This is a genomic window from Gemmatimonadaceae bacterium (assembly GCA_020846935.1).
Classification (GTDB): Bacteria; Gemmatimonadota; Gemmatimonadetes; order Gemmatimonadales; family Gemmatimonadaceae; genus RBC101.
Window position 1 is genome coordinate 243,031 of the sequence record JADLCY010000010.1, and the last position, 26,986, is coordinate 270,016.

Sequence of the window (26,986 nt, forward strand, 5' to 3'; positions counted from 1 at the left end):
ATGGGAATCTCGGGACGGATCGCTCGCGCGTTCCTCACATCGCGCCTGACGCCGCTGGCCACGCTGGCCTCGCTTGCCGTGGGATTGCTGGGACTCCTCGCGACGCCGCGCGAGGAGGAGCCGCAGATCTCGGTACCGATGATCGATGTGATCGTCGCCCTGCCCGGCGCGGGCCCAACGGAAATCGAGAACCTGGTCTCGCGTCCCGTCGAGCGACGCATGTGGGAGATTCCCGGTGTCGAGCACGTCTATACGAAGTCGAGCGACGGCCACGCGCTGGTCACGGTGCGGTTCGCGGTGGGGGAGGACCAGGAGCGCAGCCTGACGCGCGTGCATGCAAAGCTGCAGGCGTCTGTCGGCGTGATGCCGCCTGGCGCGACGCCTCCGCTGGTGAAGGCGCACTCGATCGACGACGTGCCGGTGATGGCCCTGACGCTTTCTTCCGGCACGTACTCCTCGAACGCGCTGCGCCAGGTCGCGCTCCACCTCGAGGACGAGATCCGGACGGTGATCGACGTCGCGGAGACGTCCGTCATTGGTGGTCAGCCGCGCCAGATGCGTGTGGACATCGATGCGTCGGCGCTCGCGGCCCGTGGCGTGTCGCCTGGTGAAGTGGCGATGGCACTCCGCGGCGCCAGCGCGCGCGTGCAGGCGGGGGAGTTCGCAGCGGGCAACGAAGTGTATCGCGTGTGGGCCGGCAACGGGCTCTCTTCGGCGAGTGACGTGGGTCTCGTCGTCGTGACGGCGCGGCAGGGTGTCCCGGTGCTCGTGCGCGATGTGGCGACGGTGCATGAAGAGTTCGGCGACGTCACCGACTACGTCACGCACGCGACCCGTGATGGGGCGCCGCGACAGGCGGTCACGATCACCGTCGCAAAGCGCAAGGGCGCGAACGCGACGACCGTCACGCATGCCGTGCGCGAGCGGATCGAGGCGGCGCGTGAACGCATTCTCCCGGCCGACGTGTCGCTCGATGTTACGCGGGACTACGGCGAGACGGCGGCGGAGAAAGCCGAAGAACTCATCCTGCACCTGATGCTCGCGACAATCTCCGTGACGCTGCTGGTGGGATTGTTCCTCGGGTGGCGTGAGGCTCTCGTTGTCCTCATTGCCGTACCGGTGACGCTGGGGCTCACGATCTTCGCGTACTACGCGCTGGGGTATACGCTCAATCGCATCACACTCTTCGCGCTCATCTTTTCGATCGGCATTCTCGTGGATGATGCGATCGTGGTGGTGGAAAACATCTATCGCCACATGCAGCTGGCCCGCAGGCCGCCCGAGGAGGCAGCGGTGGAGGCGGTCGACGAGGTTGGCAACCCAACGATCCTCGCCACGCTGACCGTCATTGCGGCGATTCTGCCGATGGCGATGGTATCCGGCCTGATGGGGCCGTACATGCGACCGATCCCCGTCGGCGCGTCGGTGGCGATGATCGCCTCTCTCGCGGTTGCCCTGATCGTGACGCCGTATCTTGCGTTGCGGCTGCTTCGCGGACATGTGACGCAGCGCGTAGACGACGCCGAGCACGCATCAGAAGCGGAGAACGGAGGGCGCTTCCGTCGATTCTACACGGGCATCATGACGCCCCTCATCGAGCGGCGCAGCACGCGCCTCGCGTTCTACGGTGCGACCGCGCTCCTCTTGTTCGCGTCAATGGGGCTGGTTGCCGTGCGTGCCGTGCAGGTCAAGATGCTCCCGTTCGACAACAAGTCCGAGTTCCAGGTGGTCGTTGACCTTCCGGAGGGCACGTCGCTCGAATCGAGCCAGGCGCTCGGCGAGGCGATTGCCGCGCGCTTGCGGGCGGTGCCCGAGGTGCGCAGTACCGAGGTGTACGCGGGGACAGCAGCACCGTTCAACTTCAACGGGCTCGTTCGCCACTACTTTCTCCGTCGCGGGGCGAACGTCGTGGACGTGCAGGTGAACCTGACATCCAGGGATGAACGCAGTCGACAGAGCCACGAGATTGCCGTCGCGGTGCGGCCCGTCATCGACTCGATTGCGCGTGGCTACGGCGCTTCGGCCAAGGTGACGGAGATTCCCCCCGGGCCACCGGTGCTCTCCACGCTCGTCGCCGAAGTGTACGGCCCCAACGACTCCCTGCGCGTGCGAGCGGCCGCTGAGGTGAAGAGGGTGTTCGAGCGTACGCCCGGCGTGGTCGACGTCGACTGGACGATCGAGGATGCCCAGGGCCTGCGCACGTTTCGCATCGATCGCGCGGTCGCCGCGCAGGCCGGTGTCGACGCAGAGCAGGTGTCACAGACGCTCGTGCTGGCGCTCTCGGGGCAGCCGACGGGTCTTGCTCCGTCACTCACGGCGCGCGAACCGGTGACGATCGTGCCGCGCCTTGCCCTGGCCGATCGGTCTTCGATCGAGGGGCTGCTGGCGATCCCGGTAGCCACGACGACCGGACCGCAGCCACTTGCCCGATTCGTTCATGTGGAAGCGGTGCGGCGCGAGGGGGTTCGCATCCGCAAGGATCTGCGGCCATCCATCTATGTGACCGGCGATGTTGCCGGGACGATCGAGTCGCCGGTGTATGCGATTCTCGAGATGAATCGCCGACTCGACTCCGTGCGCATCGACGGACACCGCCTGTCCCGCTACAACGCGACGGCGCCCGCGCAAGTGGACGAACTCGCGGTCAAGTGGGATGGAGAGTGGCAGGTGACCATCGAAGTATTCCGCGATCTGGGTATCGCGTTCGGCGCCGTGCTGATCCTCATCTATGTGCTCGTCGTCGGATGGTTCCAGTCCTTTACGACGCCGCTCGTCATCATGGCGCCCATTCCTCTGACGTTGATCGGCATCCTGCCAGGTCACGCGCTCAGTGGCGCCTTCTTCACGGCGACGTCCATGATCGGGATGATTGCGCTGGCCGGCATCATCGTGCGCAACTCGATTTTGCTCGTCGATTTCATCGAGCAGTCGGTTGCCGGCGGCCGGACACTGCGTGAGGCGGTGATTGACGCCGGCGCTGTGCGCTTTCGGCCGATTGCGCTGACGGCCGCCGCGGTCGTGATCGGGGGGCTCGTCATGGTGCTCGATCCGATCTTTCAGGGCCTGGCCGTCGCGCTCATCTCGGGCGCCGTCGTTGCCACCTTGCTCACCATGGTGGTCGTACCACTGCTCTATTGGGAGCTCGCCTCGCGCCAACGTGCTCGCGGAGCGCCGGCGCTCGACTGAGCTGCAACCTCACCCTGGACCCAGTCCACCATGTGCCCTCGCATCGTGCTCTTCCGGTTCGCCGGATCGTTCGTGCTGATCTCGCTCCTGTTGTCCCGTCTCCATCACCCGGCCTGGCTGGCGTTCACAGCCTTTGTCGGCTTCAACCTGCTGCAATCGAGTTTCACGGGGTTCTGCCCGCTGGAACGGATGCTCGCGGCACGGCGTGCCTTTGGCTGCCGCCCCGTGGGCGTGGATCTGTAGGCGCCAGCCCTGGCTATCATTCGGCACCAGAGGTGCCTGCCTTTCTCCCGGAGTGTCCTGACGTGCCGAAGGAGATGTCTCCCGAGTTGCTCGGGCTGGTCGCCGGTCGATTCAAGGTGCTGGCGGACCAGGCACGCCTGAGCATTCTGAGCGTGCTGCGAGACAGCGAGCGAAGCGTCGGTGAGATCGTGGATCGCACGGGCCTGACCCAGGCCAATGTGTCGAAGCATCTCGCGCTGCTGCACTCGGCCGGGTTCGTGCGCCGTCGCAAGGAGGGGCTGTACAGCTACTACGGACTCGCGGATTCGTCGGTGTTTCGACTCTGTGACATCATGTGCGGCCGGATCGAGGCCGAAGTGGCCGGCCGCGCCAGGATTCTGCGACGATAGGCGACACGCCGCCGCGTCAGGTGCAGATTTCTCCCGTCACCTCGACCGGAATCGATGCAGATCCTCCACCACAAGCGCGAACGCGCCGGCCTGCTCATCGTGGTGCTTGGCATCGCGATCGCGATTGCCATCTCGTCGTTCGCCGTCGGCCTGCTTGGCGCGGCGGTCCTCTACGTGTTGTGCGCGCCGGTGCATCGCTGGTTGCTCACAAAGACCGGCCGGCCGGAACTCGCGGCGTCTCTCACGCTCATCTTCGCGGTCCTCGTCATCGCCGTCCCGGTGATGTGGATCGTTGCCCTCGTCGCCGATCAGGCGCCCGAGATGATCCGGTCCGCGCAGGGCTCCGACCTGTTCAGCCGCCTCGGGCGGCTGCCGCGCATCGGTCGCGTGGACATCGGAGCAGAGCTGGCCAAGGCGAGCGGCACCTTCTTCACATGGCTCTCGCAGCAGGCGTTCGACGTCGTTGGGGGCGCCGCGCGAGCGACGCTCAACCTGGTCATCTCGTTCTTCGCGCTCTACTACATGCTCGTTTCCGCCGATACGTCGTGGCGCGTGTTCAGCAGCGTACTGCCATTTTCCGAGGCGTCCGCCGGGGAACTCAAGGACCGTTTCTACTCCGTAACACATGCCACCGTGCTGGGGACGGTACTGACGTCGGCGGTGCAGGGCACGCTGGTCGGCATCGGCTTTTTGCTGGCGGGCATCCCGAACCCGATGTTCTGGGCGGTGGTCACCGGATTCGCGTCGATCCTCCCGGTCCTGGGATCGGCACTCGTGTGGCTCCCGGCGAGCGTGATGCTCCTCCTGCAACAGCGCTACGGCTCGGCGGCGATCCTCATCGTGATCGGCGCGGTGATCGCGAGCAACGTGGACAACGTCATCCGTCCGCTGGTGTATCGTCGCGTGTCGAACATCCATCCGATGGTCACGCTCATCGGCGCGTTCGCCGGCGTGAAGTACTTCGGGCTCCTTGGTGTGCTGCTCGGGCCGCTCGCGATCCAGTACTTCTTCGAGTTCGTACGACTGTATCGTGAGGAGTACATCGTGGGCGCGCCGAGCCTCACGAGTGCCAGTGCGTTGCCGGAGTGAGGCCACGCCGCGCCTGAGCGCCACTCCGGGCGGCGAACCGGCCCCGAGCCACCGTACCTGGCACGGCGCCGGATCGTGGCGTGACGCTGCGAGCGCAGCGGAGCCACTCTTCCCTCCCTGTCACAATCCCGTGACCAGGCTCGTGAAAGGGCCGCGTGGCACGTGCGCGATCAGTCCCGGCGCAGCAGTTCCAGGAACCCGGCGGCGCTGACCGGCTCGGAGAACAAGGCCCCCTGGCCGTATTCGCACTTGAACCGGAGCAGTTCGGTGAGCTGCTCCTCGCGCTCGATGCCCTCGGCCACGGTGCGCAGGCGCTTGAGCTTGCCTAACGCCACGATGGCGCGCGTGGCGGCGTGCTCCTCGGGCCGTCGGGTCACCTGGCTCACGTAGCTGCGGTCGATCTTGAGGATGTCGACCGGAATGTCAGAGGGATCGCCGAGCGAGGCGCCGCGCGAGCCGTAGTCGTCGATCGCGATGCGGACGCCGAGGGTACGCACGTGCCGCAGGCGCTGCAGCGCCTCGACCTTGTTGCGGGCGAGGCCACCTTCGGAGATCTCGAGCACCAGGCGATGCGGCTCGATGCCGCTCGCTGAGATCGCCTCGGCCACGTCGTCGACGAAGCTGGCGTGCAGCAGCTGCTTTGGCGTGATGTTCACCGTCACGGTGAGCGAGCGATCGGGGCCGATCGAGTCCTGCCACACGCGCGCCTGACGACAGGCCTCGCGCAGCACCCACTTGCCGAGGGGCAGGATCAGGCCCGTCTCCTCGGCGACCGGAATGAACGCGGCCGCAGGCACGAGCCCGCGCGTGCGGTGGTTCCAGCGCACGAGCGCCTCCACGCCGGCGATGCGGCGGCTGCGCAGGATGACGATGGGCTGATAGACCAGCGAAAACTCGCTGGCATCGATGGCCCGTCGCAGGTCGTCTTCGAGGCGCGTGTGGGCCAGCGCGGGTTCGTGCACACGCGCGTCGAACAACTCACAGGCGCCGCGCCCACGCCGCCTGGCGGCGCGCAGAGCCACGTCGGCATGGCGCAGCAGGTCGTCGGGGCTGTCGTCAGGCGTGGCGCTCGCGATGCCAAGGTTCGCGTTGCCGACGAACCCGAGGCCGTCGATGGTGAGCGGCACGGCGAAGGACTGACCGATGCGCTCGGCCACCTGGACGAAGTTGCTCTCGTCGGCCATGTCCTCGAGCAGGATCCCGAATCGCGCGCCTTCGAAGCGCGCCGCGGAGTCGGAGGAGCGCAGGCACGTCGTCAGCCGATTGGCCGCGGCGGCGATGATGCGCTCGATCTGTCCGACCTGTGCGCGGTGTGCTCCGGCGCGGAAGTCGTCGAACTCGAGGATGAGCACCGCGAGCGGAAGCTGCTGGCGATGCGCGCGGGCCAGGGCGTGCTGCACCCGGTCGCGAAAGAGAGCGCGCGAGGCGAGCCCCGTGAGCGGATCGCGAAGCCCGTTGACCGGCGCGGCGTCGTCAACGGCCGGCGCAATGCGGATGGCGAGCACCACGCTCCGCTCGGGGGGCGCATCGGCGAGTCGCGTGGCGGTGCACTCCACGTGAACGAACGCCCCGTCCGCGCCGCGGACCTGCCACCGCTGCGGGATGTGCAGCTCGGCCCCCTCGGCGACGCGCAGCAGAGCCTGAGTCGCTTCAGCGACACAATCCTCGTGCAGCAAGCTGGCCACGCGCCGACCACGCAGCTCGGGCATGCCGTGCCCAAGTACTTTCTCCACCCCCTTGCTGGCCTTCGCGATGACCCCGTCTCGTCCCACGAGCAGAACAGCGTCGGACAATTTGGCGAGAAGCGATTCTTCGGTCATTCGTTCAGGAGGGGCAGGGGAACATCAGGAAACCAGACGATTGCAATGCACGCCGCGTTCCAGCGCAAACGTTGTCGTGGCGCCATCTTTCCCGTTGTCGTATCGGCAGATAGGGGGCGATGGCTCCGACCGAGGGCCGCACGTGGGGAGAAGAAGCGACAGGGTGTGGCAGTGAAGGGGAAGGGGTCACCATGCGGATGTGAGACCCCTCACGGTGAGGCGACTGGCGGGCTCGGGGGTACACGGTGGCCGGGACCGCTCGCTGAACGGCCGCGACCGGCAGGTGGCGGCGCCTGCGGTGCCGAGCGTTGCGGACCCGCCCAAGCGACCTCGACGCGCACCGGCTTCATTGTTCCTGCTGTCTGGACCACCCTGTCACGACCTCGGCCTTGCTCGCGTTCTCCCGCCTGTCGTTTGAGAGTCCCTGGATCCTCCTTGCGCTCCTGCTGGTCCCGCTGTGGCTCTGGCGGCGTCGGCACGGTGGGCGAGCGGCCATCGTGTTTTCGCGCACCAGCGTGCTGGCCAAAGGGCCAAGAGCCGGTCGCTGGATTGCCCGTGCCCTGGTGACGTTTCGTACGTTGGCCCTCGCCGGCCTTGTGGTGGCGCTGGCGCGTCCGCGCATGGCGGGCCGTTCGGCGCAATCGAACAGCGAGGGCATCAACATCGTCATTGCCTTCGACATCTCGAGCTCGATGCTCGCCGAGGACTTCCAGCCGCAGAACCGCCTCGAGGTGGCCCGCGACAAGGTCAAGCAGTTCGTTCAGCTGCGAACGTCGGATCGCATCGGCGTGGTCGCGTTCAGCGGCGAGGCGCTCACGCAGGTGCCCCTCACGACCGACTATCCCGTGGTGCTCGCCGCGCTGGAGAACCTGCAGCCAGGGCAGCTGGAGGATGGGACGGCGATCGGGACCGCGATCGCCACGGCCGCGAACCGCTTGCGCAACGCGCCGGGACGCTCGCGCGTGATGGTCCTGCTCACCGACGGCGTGAACAATCGCGGCACGATCGACCCGCGCACGGCCGCCCAGGCCGCCGCCGCGTTCGGCATCAGGATCTACGCGATCGGGGTGGGTACCGAAGGGATGGCACCCGTGCCGGTGGGCCGAGGCGTGTTCGGGTTGCGCTACGAGAACAGACCTGTCGAGATCGACGATGCGCTGCTGACGGAGATCGCCGAGCAGAGCGGCGGGCGCTACTTCCGCGCGCGGGATGCGGCGGCGCTCGACCGGATCACTACCGAGATCGACCAGCTGGAGCGCACACCGGTGCGCACGCGGGTCTACACGCGGTATGTAGAACTCTACCGCTGGCCGCTTGGCATCGCGCTCGCGGTGCTGCTCCTCGAACTGGGCCTCGCGGCCTGGCGGGGCCCGCTGCCCTGAGGAAGCCTCAGAGCCATTTTCGCCAGCGCAGCAGCGCGATCAGGCCGATGCCGATCCCGAGCTGGAGCACCAGCATCAACTCGAAGCCCCACGGATGCTCGGCGAGCGGAATGCGCGTGAAGTTCATGCCCCACATGCCGCTGACCACCACGAACGGGACGCTGAGCGTCGCGATGACGCTCAGGCCCTTCGTCACGAGGTTGAGCCGGTTCGACACCTGCGAGAGGTACGACTCCATCGTGCTGCTCAGCAGATCCCGATAGGTGTCCATCGAGTCGTTGATACGCAGCATGTGGTCGTAGATATCCCGGAAGTAGAGCTGGAGGTCCGGCGTCAGCAGCGTCGACGGCCGATTCGAGAGCACGTTGAAGATTTCGCGCTGTGGCGCGAGGTATCGCCTGAGCGAGAGCACCATGCGCTTGACCGCAAAGATGTCGCGCAGGGCGTCCTCGTCGAACGACGCAAAGACGCGCTCCTCCAGCGAGTCGAGGAACTCGTCGACTCGCTCGAGGATCGGGAAGAAGGCGTCGACGGCGACGTCCATGATCTGGTGTGCGAGTCGGGCGGGGCCGCGCGCGACGAGATCCGCCGTGCGCAGGCTCAGTTCGGCCACCTGATCCACTGGCGGCGACGGGCCCGCCTGGGCGGTCACCAGAAAGTTCGCGCCGATGAAGAAGTAGAGATTCGTGGTTTCGAGGTCGTACGGGTCGTCCGTCGCGTCGTGAAAGCGCACCGCGCGCAACGTGACGAACAGGAACGTGTCGTAGGGGTCCACCTTTGGACGGCTCAGCGGATTGAGCACGTCTTCGATGGGCAGCGGGTGGAACCCGAACACCTTTTCGAGCAGGGCCACCTGCTGGCGGCTTCCGATGTCGATGTGCACCCACAGCGTGCCGTGGGGATTGCGGTAGGCGGCGGCCAGGTCGCGGATACTGAGGTCGCGCTGGAGCTGGCCGTCGGCGAAGTAGAAGCTCCGGGGCAGCCTGGCGTCGCCACCCGTCGTGCTCGAAGGGTGGGGCGGAACGGGGGGATCGGTCGTGACGACGTTGGCCACCGGGGTGCTCCCGCGCGGGTCTCTTGGCGAGCGGAATAGTACTGCCGGCGGCAACGGTCCGCCCCACCCCGTTAGATTGGGTCCGTGGCGACGCCGGATTCTCCTGCTCGTGAGGCCGCCGCGTCCTGCGCCATTTCTGTCGACGGCGTGACGCGGCGGTTCGGGCGTCGGTGGGCACTACGCGGCGTTTCGCTCGACGTGCCCACCGGCATGGTGCTCGGCATCGAGGGACACAACGGCAGCGGCAAGAGCACGCTGCTGCGGATCATTGCCACGTCGCTCCGCGCCACGCATGGCAACGTGCGCGTGTTCGGGCGGGATGTCCGGAGGGAGCCTGAGTGGGTGCGGTCGGTCATCGCCCTGATGTCGTTCAACCCCGGTCTCTACGACGACCTGACGGCCTTCGAAAACCTGGCGTTCGCCGCCAACATGCTGGGTCGCGACCACCAGGGGATCGACGCCATCCTCGAACGCGTGGGCCTGCTCGGCGAGCGCGACGAACGTGTGCGCACCTTCTCGTCAGGCATGCAACGGCGGCTCGCCCTGGGCCGGCTCCTGCTGCAATCGCCGCGTGTGCTGCTCCTCGACGAACCCTACAACTCGTTTGACCGGGCAGGGGTTGCGCTCGTGAACGACGTGGTGCGTGACGTCGTGGCGACGCAGGGCGGGGCGGCGGTGATCGTGCTGCACGACCGGCAGAGCGCCATGGGACTGCTCGACCGAGTGGTCACGATGCACCAGGGCCGGCTCGCGGTCGACCCGCCGAGGGCTGCTGAATCGTCGGGCATCGCCCTCGCGTCCGGAGCCCTCGGATGAGCATTCGCGACGACTGGAGGCGCACCTGGGCCGTGGCGCTCAAGGACCTGACCGCGGAGCGGCGCTCGCGGGCCACGGTGAACGCGGTGACGTTCCTTGGTGTCCTCGTCCTGATGCTGTTCGGGTTTGCCCTCGGCCCCGACACGGAGGCCATGCGCGAGGCCGCGGTGGGGGCCATCTGGCTCGCGATCCTCTTCAGCGGCGTTCTGGCGTTCAACCGGTGTTATCAGCTGGAGCTGGACGGCGGCGCGCTCGAGCCGTTGCTGCTCTACCCCGGCTCCCGGTGGTCGATTTTTGCCGGCAAGCTGCTCGCGAACCTGGCGTTCGTCTTTCTGGTCGAGCTGATCGTGATCCCCGTGGCGCTGGTGCTTTTCAACGTCACCGTGTCCGGTGGCTGGGGGGCCCAGCTGGCCGTCCTGGTGCTCGGCACGGTGGGGTTCGTGACCCTGGGTACCTTTTATGCAGCCATGTCGAGCCGGAGTCGCTCGCGCGAGGTCCTGCTTCCGTTGCTGCTGTTCCCGATGATGATTCCCGCCCTGCTCGCCTCGGTGCAGGCCTCCACCGCTCTGCTTTCGGGTGACCTGATGCGGGAGGCCGGAGCGTGGGTCCGGCTGCTGATCGCGTACGACGCCATCTTCATTGCGGCGTCGCTGGCGGGATTCGAATACGCAATCGAGGTGTGAGGATGACGGTGTCTACGTTCGATGTGTCGACGGCAGCCACAGACCGCTCACCAAGGTTTGCCTGGGGGTGGGTGGCGGTGGCGGGCCTGATCGGGCTGGTCGCGGCGCAAGCGCATGGGGTGCTGACGAGCCCTCCCGATCGGGACATGGCGCACCTGCAGAAGATCATGTACGTGCACGTGCCGGCCGCGTGGAACGCGTTCATTGCGTTCTTCGTGGTCGCGATCGCGAGCCTGCGCTACCTCTGGAAGGGACAACGCACCGACGACTTGCTGGCCGCCTCGGCCGCCGAGGTTGGCTCGCTGCTCACGGGGTTGACGCTCGTGCTGGGGATGTTGTGGGGCCGGCCAGCCTGGGGGATCTGGTGGACATGGGAGCCGCGCACCACCTCGACGGCCGTGTTGTTCTTCATGTTCCTCGCCTACCTCATCCTTCGGCGATTCGTCGACGATCCGGAGCGCCGTGCCCAATGGAGCGCGGTGGTCGGTATTCTTGGCGCGCTGAACGTGCCGATCGTGTACATGTCCGTGCGCTGGTGGCGCACGCTGCACCAGGTACAGTCCACCGAGATGACGCTCGATGCTTCATATACCCTGCCGTTGCGCCTGAACGCGCTCGCGATGATGCTCGTGGTGCTGGGGTTCATTGCGCATCGTTACCACTCGGCGCAGCTCCAGCTTGCCGCCGACGACCTCGAGGACCACGCCGCGCTCCTCGACGGAGGGATCCGTGCCTGACAATCGCCCGTACATCATCGCGGCGTTCGCCATCACCTGGATCGCGATCCTCGCGTATGGACTCTTTCTGCGGCACGTCCGCGCCGGGGCGGTGCGCCGCTTCGATCGTGTGCGCAACACGCATGGGGGCCACGCATGAGCAACGCGACCGGACGCCGGACCGCCACGTTGGTGATCGCGACCGTCATCGTGGTCGGAGCCTTTGGCTGGCTGATGCTCGGCAACATCGAGGGCGACGTCGTCTACTTCTACACGCCGCAGGAACTGCTGGCCAAGGGCGACGCGGCGTATGATCGCGCGGTGCGGCTGGGCGGCCAGGTTGCGCCGGGGTCGGTCAAGTGGGATGCCGACGCGCTCGATCTCCGGTTTCGCGTGCGTGAGGGGACGAGCGAAGTGCTGGTCCATTCCAAGGGTGCTCCGCCGCAGATGTTCCGCGACGGCATGGGCGTCGTCGTCGAGGGGCGCTTTCGCCGGGACGGCGTCTTCGAGTCGAAGAACCTGATGATCAAGCACTCGGAGGAGTACCGGGCGCCCAAACCGGGTGAGAAGCCGCAGGAGATGTACCGGTCGCTGATCAAGGGCGGGTCGACCTCGTGACGCGCGTCCTCGGGGCCAGCGCGCTGCTGGTGGCGTTAGGCGCGTCCGTGGCCGCGCTGGTGCTCACCATCCTCGGGGCCCGGCGCGAACGGCCCACGTGGCTCGCGGCCGGTTACACCGCGACGTTCATCCAGTTCGGCATGGTCACGGCGGCGACGTTCGCCATGATCTATGCGCTCGCGGCGCACGACTTCAGCGTCAGCTACGTCGCGCAGGTGGGGAGCCGGGCCACGCCGCTGTTCTATACGGTGATTTCACTCTGGGGAGCGCTCGAGGGCTCGATCCTGTTCTGGGCGTGGGTGCTCTCATTGCTCACGGCGCTCGTGGTGTTCTGGAACCGCGAGCGGCCCGGTGCCCTGATTCCGTACACCAGCGCGACGATGCTGGGCACCGGCATCTTCTTCCAGTTCCTCCTCGTTGGTCCGGCCAATCCCTTTGGGCTCGTCTCTCCGGTCCCGACCGACGGCCCTGGACCAAATCCCCTGCTGCAGAACCACATCCTGATGGGTGTGCACCCGCCGCTGCTCTACCTGGGCTACGTCGGGATGACCGTTCCGTTTGCGTTCGCCATCGGGGCGATGGCCTCGGGCGAGGTGAACGGGGACGCGTGGATCCGTCTTTCGCGCCGCTGGACGATGGGTGCGTGGGCGTTCCTCACCGCCGCGATCATCGCCGGCATGTGGTGGTCGTATGAGGTCCTGGGCTGGGGCGGGTACTGGGCGTGGGATCCGGTGGAGAATGCGTCGTTCATGCCGTGGCTCACGGCCACGGCCTTCCTGCATTCGGTGATGGTCCAGGAGCGGCGCGGGCTGCTGCGCTTGTGGAACCTCAACCTGATCGTCGCCACGTTTGCGCTCACGATCCTTGGTACGTTCCTCACGCGATCGGGGGTGCTGTCGTCGGTGCACGCCTTTGGCGAAGGACCGATCGGCTTCTACTTCCTCGCGGCGATCGCGATCGTGCTCCTGCTCAGCTTCGTCCTCGTGGCCGGAAATTCCGAGCGCCTCTCCGGCGACGGGCGATTGGAGGGGGTCGCCTCTCGCGGGACCGTGTTTCTGATGCAGAACCTGCTGTTCACGGCGTTTTGCTTCACGGTGCTCGTCGGCACGCTCTTCCCGATCGTGGCCGAGGCCGCGCGCGGAGTGAAGGTGAGCGTGGGCGAACCGTTCTACAATCGCATGACGCTCCCGATCTGCATGGCGCTCCTGTTCCTCATGGGAGTCGGTCCTGCGCTTCCGTGGAAAGCGGCGGACCGGGAGACACTGCGCGCAAAGATGTTGCCGCCGGTTGGGGGTGCGCTGGTCGCGGCCGTGCTCGGGCTCCTGGCCGGGGCCCGCAATCCGTACGCGGTGCTCGCGTTCGCCTTTTCGGGCTTCGCGGCGGTGGCGAACGTTGGCGAGTTCGTGGCGGGCGCCCGCGCGCGCATGCGTCAGCGTGGCGAGGCCGCGACCACGGCGCTTTCTCGCCTCGTCAACACCAATCGTCGACGCTACGGGGGCTATGTGGCGCACCTCGGCGTCGTGGCGGTCGCGGTCGCCATCACCGCGTCGGCAACCTTCAAGAGCGAACACGAGGCGACGCTCGCCAAGGGGCAGTCGATGCGCGTGCAGGGTCTCGACATCCGCCTCGAAGAAGTGTGGGGCCGCCAGGAGCCACAGCGCGCGGTGATCGGCGCGACGGTCGCCGTGCTCAAGGCGGGCCGCGAGGTCGGGCGGATGGATCCGCGGATGAACTTCTATCCCACCTCGCAGCAGCCGATTCCCACGCCGGCGGTGCGCAGCCGCGCCTGGGGAGACGTGTACGTGAACCTCATGTCGTTCAAGCAGGACGGCAGCAACGCCACGCTGCGCGTCATCGTGGAGCCGCTGGTCCCGTGGATCTGGGCGGGCGGGATGATCATCTGTCTCGGTGCGCTGATTGCCATGGTGCCCGCGCCGCGTCGGGCGCCCGTTGAGTCGACGGCGACGGAGCGAGCGGAGCGCGAGGCGAGCGGCACGCCGTCGGCCCCCGTGGCCGCCACCTGAGGATCGAGACATGAACTGGCGACGGGCGTCGATCGCCGGCGCGATCGCTCTGCCGATCATTGCGCTGCTCGCGTACGGTACGACGCGCGATCCCAAGGCCGTTCCCTCGCAGCTCCCGGGGCGTCAGGCGCCGGACTTCGCCCTGCCGATCTTCGCGAAGGGTGAGGCCAGCCAGGCGCGTGCCGAAGGTGACACGGTACGCCTCTCGCAATTCCAGGGGCAGGTGGTGGTTCTCAACTTCTGGGCGTCCTGGTGCCTCCCCTGCCGCGCCGAGCACCGCGCGCTCTCTGACGCCGCGGTCGACTACGAGAAACAGGGCGTGAAGTTCCTCGGCGTCCTCTACGACGACACGCCGGACAACGGCAAACGTTGGATCGTGGAGATGGGCGGGCAGCCGTACCCTTCGCTTGAGGACTCCCGCAAGCGCACGGCGATCGACTACGGGCTCTACGGCGTGCCAGAAACGTTCTTCATCGGACGCGATGGGCGGGTGGCGTACAAGCACATCGGGCCCGTCACGGATGCGCTGCTGGCCGCGAAGCTCGATTCCCTCCTTGCGACACCGCGAGAACCGTGATGTCGATGTGGACCGTGTTGGCCCTGGTTGCCGCGCTCCAACAGCCGCGTGCGCCGGTACCGGCGCCCGCGCCAATCATCGCGCGCGATTCAACGCTTGACCGCGTGGCGCGCGAGGTCTCCTCTGGGTTGCGGTGCCCGGTGTGTCAGGGCCTGTCGATCCAGGACTCGCCCGCGGATCTCGCCGTGGAAATGAAGCACCTGGTCCGCGAGCAGCTCGCCCAGGGCCGGACGCCTGACCAGGTACGGGCCTATTTCATCGAGAAGTACGGTGAGTGGGTGCTGTTGGAACCGGAGCCACAGGGATTCAATCTCCTCGTGTATGCCCTGCCGCTGCTGCTGCTCACCGCCGGCGGCTATGTGGTGGTGCGATTCGTTCGTCGGCACGTGGATCCTGGCGTGCCATCGGCCGGCCAGGGACGCTGACGCGACAATCGTCGGGGCGGCGCGTGTGTCGCGCGCCCCGATCGGGGCCGCGTGTGTCAGGGCCGCGTCAGGACTACGTCAGGGCCACGCGGTGCTCGCGGCCACCCCGGGCGGGGACGTGGGTCGCTAACGTTCCGTACGACCATGCCTGCCCGTCCGGGTACCCTCTCCCCATCGCGTGTCTCACTCGTCGTCGCCGTGGCGACGATGGTGGTGCTGCTCGCGGCGCTCCTCGCCTACGAGGCGCACAACGCGGCGCAGTCTCAGCGTCGCACGGCAGAGCGCGCCCTCCGCGAGTACGCGACCATGGCGGCCACCGAGTTTCGCGATCGCTTCCGCGAACGTTGGCTGGGTGAGGCGCGGCAGGCGTTAGGCGCGGCCACCACCGGGCTCGCGGTCTCACCGTTCGATCCGCTGGTCTCGCTCGCCGTGCTCGGGCAGTCGGCGGCCGGCGTCCTGCCGTGCCGCGCCGGCGTCAGTGATACGGACCGTCGGCTCGTGCGCGTCGATCTCCGATCAGGGGCGGTGGAGGTGCAGCCCGCCGCGCTCGCCGGCGCAGACCGCGACGCGCTGGCCGCCGCGGCGCGGCGCGCGGCGCAACGATTGCCGCCTCCCGAGGAGCCGTACCTGCTGACACGGGTCGGCCATGGCGCCGCGCAGCGCTTTCTGGTCATCGGAGTCCGCTTTGTGCGTTTGGGGGCGCCGATCGCACTGTATGCCTTCACGGTGTGTCCGTCGGCGCTCGGCACCGAGGTTCCGAGTCGTATCTACGTCGATGCGCCGCTGCTTCCGGCGTCCATCGTCGCCGCCCGTGAGAACCGCACCGTGCTCACCCTCGTGGTGCGCGACAGCGCAACCGACCTGTCGCGGTTCGGGGCGGACGAGGGCGCGTCGTCTCCCTACGTCGCGACCGTCGCGCTCGATGAGGCCGGCTTCGCCGCCACGTTGGCCCTCCGCAACTCGGCGATCGGCAACGTGTCGGTAGGGTCGCCGTCGCGCAGTCGCGTGCCGCTGCTCATCGGGCTGCTCGCGCTGACCGCCGTGCTGGGGGCCGTGGCGCTCGTGCAGCTCCGTCGCGAACACGACCTGGCGCAGATGCGCGCCGACTTCACGTCGAGCGTGTCGCACGAGCTGCGCACGCCCCTCACCCAGATCATGCTCTACGGCGAGACATTGCTGCTGGACCGGGCGCCGACGCCTGCCGATCGCCGTGAGGCCGCGGAAACAATCGTGCGCGAAGCGGGTCGCCTGATGCACATGGTGGAAAACGTGCTTGCCTTCGGACGACAACGACGCGCCGTTCCCGCGCCGACGCTGGCCGGTGTGAACCTCGCGCCCGTGGTGCACGAAGCCGCGGCCATGCTGCAACCGCTGGCTGAAGCGTCAGGCGTGCGAATCGAGGTCGAGGTGGATGATCGGAGTCGCGTCACCGGTGAGCGTGCCATGCTGCGTCAGGTGGTGCTCAACCTGCTCGACAACGCCATCAAGTACGGGGGGCGCGAGCGTCCCATCCGAGTCGTGGTGCGCGCGCGCGATGGCCGCATGCGGATCCAGGTCATCGACGGGGGGCGCGGCGTTCCCCCCGAGGAGCGAGACCGCGTGTGGCTCCCGTACGTGCGGCTTCCCCACGCACAGGGGCAGGGTGGTACGGGGCTCGGCCTCGCGGTGGTACACGACCTGGTGAGCACGATGCGGGGGCGCGCCTGGATCGAGGAGAGTGAGGGGGGCGGGGCGACGTTTCTGGTGGAACTCGATACGGCGCCGCCGCCGCGACGCGAACGCGCGGAGCAGGCGCTGGTGGCGCGATGAGTCGCATTCTGATTGTGGAGGACAACGAGTCCCTGGCGCGCGGCCTGCGCAGCAACCTCGAGTTCGAAGGCCACGAAGTGGACGTGGCGGCGACGGCGACCGACGGGCTCCATCGCGCGCGCGCCGGCGGCCACGACCTGATCATCCTCGACCTCATGCTGCCCGACGGAGACGGCTACCGGGTGCTGCGTGCGCTGCGCGAGGCCGGGCAGGAGACGCCGGTGTTGATCCTGAGCGCGCTTGGCGAAGAAGCGGACAAGGTGCGCGGGTTCCGCTTTGGCGCCGACGACTACGTGGCCAAGCCGTTCGGTCTGCTCGAGCTGATCGCACGCGTCGAGGCCCTGCTGCGGCGAGTGAGGCCGCGCGAGGTTCCTGGCAGCGTGCTCCCCCAACATGTGCAGAGCGGGGATCTCGCGATCGACATTGGCGGCCGCCGCGTGCTGCGCCGGGGCCGCGAGGTGCCGCTGCGTCCGCGGGAGTTCGACCTGCTCGTTGCCCTCGTGAGGCGCCACGGTGAGCTGGTCCCGCGCGTCGATCTGCTGCGGGACGTGTGGGGCTATGATGACTCCGTCGTGAGCCGCACGGTGGATACCCACGTCGCGGAGCTGCGGCGCAAGCTGGAGGACGACCCCACGAACCCGCGCTACATCGTGACGGTGCTCAAGGGGGGATACCGCTGGGGCGAACGGGTCGGGGGGTGACCACGGGCGGACGATGGGAGGTCCGGTGCGCCATGGAATCTCACGATGGTTGCGCGGCCCGCGACGCGGTCCTCGTGGGCCTGCTCGCTCCGGTGCGCCATGGATTCTCACGTGAATGGCGGCGTCCTCCGTGGGCGGTGCGTCGTCCGAGGGGCCTGACACGGGCCTGACCCCTGTCAGCGCGCTGAGGGCGCATGCTCAGGGCGTGCGGCATGCCGCCGCGCCACCGCCCCACCTGCATGTCGCTCTTCCTGCGCAAACCCGTCGCCGAACTCACGGCCGAAGCCGAGCGCGGCGTCCTCAAGCGGTCGCTGGGCCCGTTCAACCTCACCGCGTTAGGGATCGGGTCGATCATCGGCACCGGGATCTTCGTGCTCACCGGCACGGCGGCCTCGCAGAACGCCGGGCCTGCGCTGGTCCTCTCGATGCTCGTGGCCGCGGTGGCCTGCGGGTTCGCGGGGCTCTGCTACGCCGAGTTGGCGGCGATGATCCCGGTCGCCGGGAGCGCCTACACCTACGCGTATGCCACCGTCGGTGAGCTGATCGCCTGGATCATCGGCTGGGATCTCATCCTCGAATACGCGCTCTCGGCGTCCACCATCGCCGTGGGCTGGTCGGGCTACGCCGTGTCGCTCCTGCGCGACGTGGGGATCGAGCTGCCGGCAGCGCTCACCGCGGCGCCGGGCGTGACGGTGACCATGGCCAGTGGCAGCGTGGCCGGCGGCGTGTTCAATCTGCCCGCGGCGCTGATCGTGCTCGCCGTCTCGGCGCTGCTGGTGGTCGGGATCAAGGAGAGCGCGAACGCGAACGCCGTGCTCGTGGTTGTGAAGTCGCTGGTCCTCGTCGTGTTCGTCGCCGCCGGTGTCGCCTACGTGCAAAAAGCGAACCTCACACCCTTCGTGCCGCCCAACACCGGCGTGTTCGGCGAGTTCGGCTGGAGCGGGGTGCTGCGTGGTGCCGGCGTCATCTTCTTTGCGTTCATCGGGTTCGATGCCGTGAGTACCGCGGCCCAGGAGGCCAAACAGCCGCAGCGGGACATGCCCGTCGCCATCCTGTCGTCGCTCGCGATCTGCACCGTCCTCTACGTCGCCGTGGCGATCGTGCTCACCGGCATCGTGCACTACTCCAAGCTCAACGTGGCCGACCCGCTCGCCGTCGGCATCGATGCGACGGGGCTCACCTGGCTCAGCCCGTTCATCAAGGTGTCCGCCCTGTTCGGCCTCTTCAGCACGATGATGGTCCAGTTGATCGGTCAGACACGCATCTTCTTCTCGATGAGCCGCGACGGACTGCTGCCCCCGCTGTTTGCGAGGGTCCATCCGCGTTTCCGCACACCGCACGTGTCCACGATGCTGGTCGGCGTCATCATCTCGATCGCCGCCGGCCTGCTCCCGTTGCACCTGCTGAGCCAGCTCGTGAGCATGGGAACGCTGCTCGCGTTCGTGCTCGCGTGCATCGGCATCATCGTGCTGCGCAAGACCAACCCCGACGCTCCACGACCCTTCCGCACGCCGTGGATGCCGTGGACGCCGATCCTCGGTGCCCTCACCTGTCTCGCGCAGATGATCGGCCTGCCATGGGCCACCTGGGAGCGGCTCTTCATCTGGCTGTTCATTGGGGTGGTCGTCTACTGGACGTACGGTCGCCGGCATTCCACGCTGCGGAAGCGCGTGGGCGCGTAGACGGGAACGCTGCCGCCCAAACCCGCACCCCCAGGTCGGGGAGTTGCCCATGTTGCGGGGTATCATCCGGAACCAGACTCGATGCGGGTCGCGAGGTGCGGCCCATTGGCCCACGACGAGGAGGTTCCCATGACCCCGGTCCCCGCAACGTCTGCAGCAGCCCCGACCGTCCCTGGCGCACGGTCCACCCGCCTTGGCCCCATCGTCGTGGCGACGGACGGCTCCACCGGGGCCGATGCGGCGGTGCGGGCCGCGGCCGAACTGGCGCGGCTCGAGCACGCGTCGCTGGTCGCACTCGCGGTGGTACCGCCCGCGCCAATCGTCGCGACAGAGTTTGGCATCCTCCTGCCGCCTGACGAGACGGAGACCGCGCGACGTGCCTCGATGCAGCAACGGGTCCAGGACCAGATCCGCGAGCTGGTGGGGGAGAGCCCACCGACCCGCGTCGAGATGCGCGCGGGTGACCCGGCAACGTTCATTGCCCGCGCTACCGATGAGCTGGACGCGCGGCTCGTGGTGATCGGGATCGGGCGCCACGACCTGCTCGATCGATTGTTTGGCGGAGAAACCGCACTCCACGTGCTGCGCCGGGCCCGTACGCCGGTTTTCATGGTGCCGCAGGGCTACGCGCATTCGCCCGCGCGACTGCTCATCGCCACGGACTTCAGCCAGGCGAGCCTCGGCGCGGCGCAGGCCGCGCTCGACCACCTCCCTGGGATCCAGATCGTCTACCTCGCCCACGTTGCCCCGCGCGTCGACCTGCAGCCCGCGATCTATGCCGCCTGGATCACCGAATACGGATCCGGTGTCGATGCCGCCTTTGCGCGATTCCGCGCCGAACTCTCCGTGCCCGCCGGCGTCACGCTCGAGACCGTCACCCTTACGGGCTCGGCCTCGCGCGCGCTGCTCGATTTCGCGAAGTCGACCCACGTGGACGCGATCGTGACCGGGAGCCGGGGCCACGGATTGGTGGACCGTCTCCTGGTGGGCAGCACGGCCACGGCGCTGGTGCGCGGGGCGCAGTGTGCGGTGTTTGCCGTTCCCGGGAGCGCCGGCGAAGTCGGCGCCTTTTCGGCCGTACCCGATGCCGAGTGGACGCGCCGACTGGACGAATTCACGCGACACAACGCGGGACGTCCGGCGATCCTCGAAGTCGACGACCCGGAGATTGGCGCACAGGCGCAACACCGCGGCTATCCGTTCCAGGGGGCGGCGTGGGACCACCACGACCGCCGGATCGAGATCATGCTCGGCGAGCCGTCGTCCACGCGCCATCTCACGCGCGGAATCGGCGACGTACGCTCGGTGGACATCATGAAGGACTCTGCCGGCCACGACCTGGTGTTGCGTGTGGCGCATGGTGACGGCCAGACGATCCTGACATTGCTGCGCTGAGCAGGCCGGGTTCGGCACAGCCGCTGGAGGGTGCGGCCCAGGGCGCGGGGCGTAGGGTTATTCCTGACGGGAAACGGGTGGGCTCCCGACACTGCCTGGTCCTGACCGGCGCCATCCTTTGGAGCACAAAGGGTCGGCCCGTTTCGGCCCACGCACCGCGACCATGACAGCACTCTCCGAACCACGAGAAACCGGGTCGGCCGCAGCTCCCGTTTCGGGCGTGATGCGGCGGATGCTCGCGGCGCCACTGGTACTCAAGCTTGCCGGCACGAACGCGGTGATCGTGATCGCGGCGATCGCCGGTCTCGTGGTGACGAGTACGCGTGGCATTGATGGGTCGCGAGGGCTCGCGGTGGTCGGCTCGGCACTCTTCACCAGTCTCGTCGTGAGTATCGGTCTTGGCGTGCTCGCGCTCGGCCCGCTCCGCCAGATCGAGCGAACACTCGAGCGGTTCCGCAGCGGTGACGCGGGTGCGCGCGTACCTGAGATGCCGCTTGCCGATGGCGACATGCGGCGCGTGGCTCGTACGCTCAACGCGATGTTCGACGAAGTGCTGCGCGATCGCGATCGGTTGCACCAGCTTGCGCAGCGTGTCGTGACGCAGGGCGATCGCGAGCGCAGCCAGCTGGCGCGCGATCTGTACGACTCGACGGCGCAGTCGATTACGGCGGCGTTGCTCGAACTGCGCGCGGCATCCGCCACCACGCGCGATGCCGCGGCGCGCGAGCGACTCGAACGCGTTCGACGCATTGCGTCCGACGTCCTCGACGAGATTCGCGCGGTCTCACAGGCGGCGCATCCGCGCCTGCTCGAAGACGAGGGGCTCGGGGCCGCGCTGCACCAATTGGTCAAGGAGTACGGCGATATGGGCACGTCGCGGGTGTCGCTGGATGCTGACGCAGACATGGCCGATGTTCGCGATGGGGCGGGGGCGTTGGTGTACCGCGTCGCGCAGTCGGCGCTGCGCGAGGCCGTCATGGTGCGCGACGCGACCGCGGTCGCCGTGTCGCTCGGCTTCGCGGATGGCGCACTCCACCTGGCGATCGAGGACAACGGCCGATTCGACCACCGGGTTCCCACCGACGCCGAAGCCATCGAGTCGATCCGCCAGCGCATCGAACTGGCGGGGGGCTCATTGCAGCAGACCTGGGACGCAGGGCGCGCGCGCACGCGGCTCGTGCTGCCGCGTCGTCCACGCTCCACCGTTGCCCAGCCGTACCTGGCGGGCGCGGCATCCACTCCTGCCTGACGAGGGACAGATGTCAACCGACCTGATTCGTGTGGTACTGGCGGACGATCACGCCGTGGTGCGCGCCGGCCTCAAGGCCGTGCTGGGCACCGCGCGGGATATCGACGTCGTCGGCGAGGCGCGCGACGGCCAGGAGGCCATCACGCTCGTCGATCGCTTTCAACCGCACGTCGTCGTGATGGACCTGTCGATGGCCGGCATGGACGGCGCGACGGCTACCAAGGCGATCGCGGCGAAGGGCACGGAGGCCCGCGTCCTGATCCTGACGATGCACCCGGAGGAGGACTACCTCGTGCCGCTCCTCGAGGCGGGAGCCGCCGGGTACCTGGTGAAGAGCGCGGCGGATCGCGAGCTCGTCGACGCGGTGCGCGCGGTCGCCAAGGGCGACGTCTACGTGCGGCACGCCGCTGCGCGCGTGCTCGCCCGCGGACTCACCCAAAAGGATCCGCATACGGTCGACAAGGAGCGTTTTGCACGCCTGACCGAGCGCGAGCGCGACGTGCTGCGACTCACGGCACAGGGATATTCCGCGCCGGAGATCGGCGAGCGACTGTTCATCAGTCCGAAGACCGTCGACACGTACAAACAGCGTATCAACGAGAAGCTTGGCTTGTCCCACCGGGCGCAGTACGTGCAGTTTGCGCTGAGATTGGGGTTGCTCGTCCAGACGTGACCCCTGGCGGGACCACCTTGCACGGGAGTCGTCATGTCGGAACCGTCACAGGCGTGGCGGAACGGGTTCGTCCTCTCGGTGTCGGCGTGTGTGCTCGCCATCGTGGCGCTGGTCGTCGCGCTGATCCGGGACGACGCTGGCGGGCTGCCGCGGGATGCGGTGGTGCTCTCCGGCCTCGCGGCGCTGGGCACGATGGGCGCCGCGATCGTGGCGCTGCGCTCCCGGCACCGACAGGTCACCGTCGAACACGAACTGCAGTCGGCACGGCGCACGTTCGAGGGGATCCTCACGATCGCGTCCGACGCGATTATCTCGATCGACGCCGATCAGCGGATCACGCTTTTCAATAACGGCGCGGAGTCGCTGTTCGGATACCAGGCTTCGGAGATGATCGGGCAGCCGCTCGCGCTTCTTCTCCCGGAGCGGTATCGCACCGCACACGTGCAGCACGTCGAGGCGTTCGGTCGCGGGCCCGAGGTGGCCCGCCGCATGGGGGAGCGCCGCGCCATCTTCGGGCGGCGTCGCGACGGCTCGGAGTTCCCCGCCGAAGCGTCGATCTCCCGGCTCGATGTCGACGGATCCAGGCTCTACACGGTTGTCATGCGCGACATCACGCAGCGCGTGCGGGCGGACGAGCGCCAGCGCTTCCTGGCGCGCGCGGGCGTGGATCTCACGTCGTCGCTCGAGGTGGAACCCACGCTGGTCGTAGCCGTTCACGCAGGCATCCCGTTGTTGGGAGATTGCGCGATCCTCGACCTCGTCGAGCCGAGCGGCGAGTGGCGGCGCCGATGTTCGGTGCACGACGACCCGGACCGCACCCGTGTGCTCCGGCGCATGGAGGGTCGCCTCGAGTCCGCACCCGAACACCCATTCCCGGTGGCGCGGGTCCTCGCGACCGGGCAGCACGCGATTCAGGATCTCCGCGGGAGCACCGAGCCCGCGGTGACGGCGCTCGGCGCGATCACGTCGCAGTCGTTCCCGCTGCGTGCCCGCGGTCGAGTGTTCGGCGTGCTCACGCTCGTGACCACCGATCCGGCGCGTCGTGCGGCCGACGACGATGTCGCGGTCGCGCACGCGTTCGCGGACCGCGTCGCCGTCGCGATCGACAACGCGATGCTCTACGACGAAGCGCGTCGCGCGTCGCGTGCGCGCGACGAGATCCTGCAGGTCGTCTCCCACGACCTGCGCAACCCGCTGAGCGGGATCGCGATGTGTGCCCGCGTCCTCGCCGATCAGCCGCCGGACGACGCCGCGGGGCGCCGTGAACTGGCGCGCGGCATCCAGGACGGCGTGGCCTTCATGAATCGCCTGATCCAGGACCTGCTCGATGTCTCCACCATCGAGTCCGGACACCTGCGTATCGATCGGGACGATGCCGACCTCGTTGACGTGGCGCGTCGCGCGCTCGCCATGGTCGCGGAGCCGGCCGCGGAGCGCGGCATCAGCCTGGAGTTCCGCTCCAACGGCGCGCTGCCGGCACACATCGACGCGATTCGCATCGAACAGGTGATCGCCAACCTGCTCGCCAACGCGGTCAAGTTCACGGATCGCGAGGGCCGCATCACGATCGAGGTGCGCGAGGCGCCCGCCGGGCTGCACGTCGAGGTCTCCGATACCGGCATCGGTATTCCGGCCGAGGCGCTGCCGCACATCTTTGATCGGTTCTGGCACGCCCGCCGATCCGGCCGCACGGCGGGGACGGGTCTGGGCCTCGCCATCGCGCGCGGGATCGTGGAGGCGCACGGCGGCGCGATCAGCGTGGCAAGTGCCGTGGGGCAGGGCACCACGATCAGCTTCCACCTTCCCGTCCTTCCCACGGCCTCGCCGCGGGTTCTGCCCGAGGTGGCCGGCGCTGCGCCAGAGGCAACGCCCGAAGTCGCGCGCGGCTAATCAACCCGCCGCCGCCCGCCGATACTTCCGCGGAAGGGGCATGGCCGTCGGCCGTGCATCCATCACCCGCCTGGGAAGCACATGGCCGGATCGGCAGCCTCACGTGCTCCGCGAGTCACCTGCGACTTCGACGGAGACAGTGATCGTTCGCGACACCTCGTCGAGCGCGCGCTCGCGGCGCTTCATGAGCGCGCGACGCGGCGCACGCGCGTGGCCCTCGTCGGTCTGCTGCTCGCGGCCGTGGTGCTGGCGCTGTGGCAGCGGGAGCCGATCCCCGGGGGAGCGGCGACCAGCCTCCTTCTCCTGGCTGTGCTCGTCCGAGGTCGCAATGCGCGCCAGCGCCTGGCCCTCGTGCTCATGCTGCACGTGGCGGCTGCGCTCGTGTCATGGGAGCTGCGCTTCGCCGACTCGAGTCGCTTCATGTTCTTCATCGCGACCGCCCTGACGGCGTTCTACAACGAGCCGCGACTCGTCTGGCTCGGTGCGCTGCTGGGCAGCGCGGCACATCTCCCGCTGGCCGTCGTGGCGACTCCGTCGTTCCTTGGCGCCGCGGCCACGGTGCTCTTTCTCCTCGCCGGGCTCCTGTTCACGGGAGTCGCTGCCGACTGGGCCAGCGCCGTGCGTCGCCGGGTGATTCGCAATGCCAGGCATCGCTGCGCGCTTGAGGCGCGGCGGGCCGACGCGGAGCTTCAACTCAGTCGCGCGCACGCCACCGAGCGCCGGCTGGTCGACATGGCGGCGAGTCTTCGTCAGGCACAGGACGTCCTGGAGCGCGATGTGGCGGCGCGCAAGCAGATGGCCACGGACCTCGAGGAGGCCTCGCGGCGCGCCGACGCCGCCAACCGGGCGAAAAGCACCTTCCTGGCCAGCATGAGTCACGCCCTCCGCACCCCGCTCAACTCGGTTATCGGATTCTCGACGCTGCTCACGCGCTCGCTCTCGACGACCGCATCGCCCCGTGACCTCGAGCACCTCCATCGGATCCGGACCAGCGGCGCCAATCTCCTCGGCCTCGTCGACGACATCCTGGATCTCGCGATGATCGAAGCCGGCCGAGTCGAGGTGGACATGCAGCAGTGTGAACTCGCGCCGCTCCTGCGGGACGTCATCGCAGGGCTCGAGCCTCGCGTCCGTCCGCAGGTGCGGCTCGGCATCGAGGTGCCCGTCGGCGTGCACACCGTCGCCGCCGATCCGGTCCATCTGCGGCAGGTGATCATCCACCTCGTGCGCAACGCGCTGGCGTTCACACGCGAAGGCTCGGTTCGTGTGGTCCTGCGGCTCTCGTCGCTCGGCGTCCCGGAGCGCCTCGACGTGATCGACACGGGGCCGGGCATCGCGCCCGACCGCCAACGGACCATCTTCGAACCCTTCGAGCCCGCCGCCCCCTCCGCGCGCGTGCAGGGAGGAAACGGGCTGGGGCTCGCGATCAGCCGACAACTGTGCGAGCGCATGGGGATGCGCCTGTCGGTAAAGAGCGCCGAGGGACTCGGGTCGACCTTCTCGATCGCGCTCCGACGCGAACCGTCGTCGATCCTCGAGCCTGCGCCCTCCGTCCCTCACCGGGCATCGGTCCGCGCATCTTTAACGCACCTCGAGCCCGTCGGCTCCGCCACGAGCGATCCCGCGGCCTGACGCGACGGGCGCCCACTGGCGCCGTGACCTCATTGGCGTCGTGCCGCGTGCATAGCAACGCCACCCAGCAGCACGATGCGTCGTTGCTCCACCGAAAAACCGTGCCGCGCCAGCGCAGCCTCGAATCCATCGACGTCGACCCACGCGTCGATCGAGTCGGCGATGTACGCATAGATCACTGGCGCCCGATGCCACCACCACCCCACAGCGCTTCCGCTGGCTCGCAGCCAGCCGAGGAAGGTGGCGCGCCACCAGGCCGCGGTCGGACGATAGAAGTCGAGTGTGTAGAGCCAGCCGCCGGGCCGCACGACGCGCGCAGCCTCGGCGAGCCCGTCGTCGAGCCGCGGGATGTTGCGAAAGGCGTATCCCGCGAGCATCGCGTCGATCGACGCTGACGCGCACGAGGTGCGGGTGAGATCCTGAACAAGAAACTGCACGCTGGTGCTGCGCGCAGCACTCGTGCGGCACCTGGCCAACTCGATCATGCGCTCCGCGGCATCGACGCCGGTGACCATCGCGTTGGGGAACCGCCGCGCAGCGACCAGCGCCAGATCGCCGGTGCCACACGCCACATCGAGGATGCGCGCCGGCGCGGGATGCTGCGCCGCCAACCAGCCGAGCATGGTGCCTTTCCACCTCGCGTCCATCCCAAAGCTGAAGAGTCGCGTGAACGCATCGTAACGGGGCGCGATGTGCTCGAACATCGGCGTCACGAAGCCCTGCTTGCGCGCGGCATCGCGCAGCACCGCCTTCATGTCGACGCGACTCAGGTCCTGGGGTGAGAGCATTTGGGGCGGCGGTGGCGGTTCGGCGCGCCTGGCTTCAGCAGATGCACTCGGAGCCCGTTCGTCGATACCGCGCCGTGAGGTGGTGGTTCCGCGACCCAATGAACCCCGCGCGCGCGCTCCCCGTTCCGCGCCCACCCCCGAGCCC

24 protein-coding genes are annotated in these 26,986 nt (G+C 68.3%); 21 read left to right on the top strand and 3 right to left on the bottom strand.

Annotated elements, in window-relative coordinates; all coding sequences use genetic code 11:
- The 4 genes from IT361_12290 to IT361_12305 all read left to right on the top strand — a co-directional run bounded on the left by IT361_12290 (position 1) and on the right by IT361_12305 (position 4,907).
- A complete protein-coding gene (locus IT361_12290; protein ID MCC6318457.1) occupies positions 1-3,186 on the top strand; it encodes an efflux RND transporter permease subunit in 3,186 nt (1,061 codons plus the stop codon).
- Positions 3,187-3,216: 30 nt separating this feature from the next.
- Entirely contained in the window at positions 3,217-3,429 is a 213-nt protein-coding gene (locus IT361_12295; GenBank protein ID MCC6318458.1) for a DUF2892 domain-containing protein, read from the top strand.
- A gap of 74 nt (positions 3,430-3,503) precedes the next feature.
- Complete coding sequence (locus IT361_12300; GenBank protein ID MCC6318459.1) at positions 3,504-3,818, top strand: winged helix-turn-helix transcriptional regulator; 315 nt, start codon at positions 3,504-3,506, stop codon at positions 3,816-3,818.
- 54 nt (positions 3,819-3,872) lie between these two features.
- Positions 3,873-4,907, top strand: coding sequence for an AI-2E family transporter (locus IT361_12305; GenBank protein ID MCC6318460.1), 1,035 nt, complete (start codon positions 3,873-3,875; stop codon positions 4,905-4,907).
- A gap of 170 nt (positions 4,908-5,077) precedes the next feature.
- On the opposite strand, the gene IT361_12310 is transcribed toward IT361_12305, so the two are convergent.
- Positions 5,078-6,727, bottom strand: a complete 1,650-nt coding sequence (locus tag IT361_12310) for an EAL domain-containing protein (GenBank protein MCC6318461.1) — start codon at positions 6,725-6,727, stop codon at positions 5,078-5,080.
- Positions 6,728-7,134: 407 nt separating this feature from the next.
- Between IT361_12310 and IT361_12315 the strand changes: the two genes are divergently transcribed.
- Positions 7,135-8,109, top strand: coding sequence for a VWA domain-containing protein (locus IT361_12315; GenBank protein ID MCC6318462.1), 975 nt, complete (start codon positions 7,135-7,137; stop codon positions 8,107-8,109).
- Positions 8,110-8,116: 7 nt separating this feature from the next.
- Here IT361_12315 and IT361_12320 read toward each other — a convergent pair whose 3' ends face one another.
- The gene (locus tag IT361_12320; protein ID MCC6318463.1) at positions 8,117-9,163 is read right to left on the bottom strand and encodes a magnesium transporter CorA family protein; all 1,047 of its coding nucleotides are present in this window, start codon (positions 9,161-9,163) and stop codon (positions 8,117-8,119) included.
- A gap of 84 nt (positions 9,164-9,247) precedes the next feature.
- Here IT361_12320 and ccmA point away from each other — a divergent pair, with 84 nt between their 5' ends.
- The 16 genes from ccmA to IT361_12400 all read left to right on the top strand — a co-directional run bounded on the left by ccmA (position 9,248) and on the right by IT361_12400 (position 26,053).
- On the top strand, positions 9,248-9,979 hold the full coding sequence (gene ccmA / locus IT361_12325) for a heme ABC exporter ATP-binding protein CcmA (GenBank protein MCC6318464.1): 732 nt from the start codon (positions 9,248-9,250) through the stop codon (positions 9,977-9,979).
- Positions 9,976-10,662, top strand: a complete 687-nt coding sequence (locus IT361_12330) for a heme exporter protein CcmB (GenBank protein ID MCC6318465.1) — start codon at positions 9,976-9,978, stop codon at positions 10,660-10,662. Before ccmA ends, IT361_12330 begins: the two co-directional genes overlap by 4 nt.
- 8 nt (positions 10,663-10,670) lie before the next feature.
- Positions 10,671-11,399, top strand: coding sequence for a cytochrome c biogenesis protein CcsA (ccsA, locus tag IT361_12335; GenBank protein ID MCC6318466.1), 729 nt, complete (start codon positions 10,671-10,673; stop codon positions 11,397-11,399).
- Positions 11,392-11,538, top strand: a complete 147-nt coding sequence (locus IT361_12340) for a CcmD family protein (protein MCC6318467.1) — start codon at positions 11,392-11,394, stop codon at positions 11,536-11,538. The genes ccsA and IT361_12340 overlap by 8 nt, the downstream gene beginning before the upstream one ends.
- A complete protein-coding gene (locus IT361_12345) occupies positions 11,535-11,996 on the top strand; it encodes a cytochrome c maturation protein CcmE (GenBank protein MCC6318468.1) in 462 nt (153 codons plus the stop codon). Before IT361_12340 ends, IT361_12345 begins: the two co-directional genes overlap by 4 nt.
- A complete protein-coding gene (locus tag IT361_12350; GenBank protein ID MCC6318469.1) occupies positions 11,993-14,020 on the top strand; it encodes a heme lyase CcmF/NrfE family subunit in 2,028 nt (675 codons plus the stop codon). The genes IT361_12345 and IT361_12350 overlap by 4 nt, the downstream gene beginning before the upstream one ends.
- Before the next feature lie 10 nt (positions 14,021-14,030).
- Positions 14,031-14,597: a redoxin domain-containing protein gene (locus tag IT361_12355; GenBank protein MCC6318470.1), complete on the top strand. Its 567-nt coding sequence runs from the start codon at positions 14,031-14,033 to the stop codon at positions 14,595-14,597.
- Positions 14,597-15,022 carry a cytochrome c-type biogenesis protein CcmH gene (locus IT361_12360; protein ID MCC6318471.1) on the top strand — a complete coding sequence of 142 codons (426 nt, stop codon included), beginning with the start codon at positions 14,597-14,599 and terminating at the stop codon, positions 15,020-15,022. The genes IT361_12355 and IT361_12360 overlap by 1 nt, the downstream gene beginning before the upstream one ends.
- 144 nt (positions 15,023-15,166) lie before the next feature.
- Positions 15,167-16,831 (top strand): HAMP domain-containing histidine kinase, encoded by a 1,665-nt coding sequence (locus IT361_12365; GenBank protein MCC6318472.1) that lies wholly within the window; start codon positions 15,167-15,169, stop codon positions 16,829-16,831.
- Positions 16,828-17,532, top strand: coding sequence for a response regulator transcription factor (locus IT361_12370; GenBank protein MCC6318473.1), 705 nt, complete (start codon positions 16,828-16,830; stop codon positions 17,530-17,532). Before IT361_12365 ends, IT361_12370 begins: the two co-directional genes overlap by 4 nt.
- Before the next feature lie 239 nt (positions 17,533-17,771).
- On the top strand, positions 17,772-19,214 hold the full coding sequence (locus tag IT361_12375) for an amino acid permease (protein ID MCC6318474.1): 1,443 nt from the start codon (positions 17,772-17,774) through the stop codon (positions 19,212-19,214).
- A gap of 129 nt (positions 19,215-19,343) precedes the next feature.
- Positions 19,344-20,609 (top strand): universal stress protein, encoded by a 1,266-nt coding sequence (locus IT361_12380; protein ID MCC6318475.1) that lies wholly within the window; start codon positions 19,344-19,346, stop codon positions 20,607-20,609.
- Positions 20,610-20,772: 163 nt separating this feature from the next.
- Entirely contained in the window at positions 20,773-21,858 is a 1,086-nt protein-coding gene (locus IT361_12385; GenBank protein ID MCC6318476.1) for a hypothetical protein, read from the top strand.
- A gap of 10 nt (positions 21,859-21,868) precedes the next feature.
- Positions 21,869-22,531, top strand: a complete 663-nt coding sequence (locus IT361_12390; protein ID MCC6318477.1) for a response regulator transcription factor — start codon at positions 21,869-21,871, stop codon at positions 22,529-22,531.
- 33 nt (positions 22,532-22,564) lie between these two features.
- Positions 22,565-24,421 carry a PAS domain S-box protein gene (locus tag IT361_12395; GenBank protein ID MCC6318478.1) on the top strand — a complete coding sequence of 619 codons (1,857 nt, stop codon included), beginning with the start codon at positions 22,565-22,567 and terminating at the stop codon, positions 24,419-24,421.
- A gap of 81 nt (positions 24,422-24,502) precedes the next feature.
- On the top strand, positions 24,503-26,053 hold the full coding sequence (locus IT361_12400) for a hypothetical protein (GenBank protein MCC6318479.1): 1,551 nt from the start codon (positions 24,503-24,505) through the stop codon (positions 26,051-26,053).
- A gap of 29 nt (positions 26,054-26,082) precedes the next feature.
- Here IT361_12400 and IT361_12405 read toward each other — a convergent pair whose 3' ends face one another.
- Complete coding sequence (locus IT361_12405) at positions 26,083-26,841, bottom strand: class I SAM-dependent methyltransferase (protein MCC6318480.1); 759 nt, start codon at positions 26,839-26,841, stop codon at positions 26,083-26,085.
- Positions 26,842-26,986: the final 145 nt, after the last annotated feature.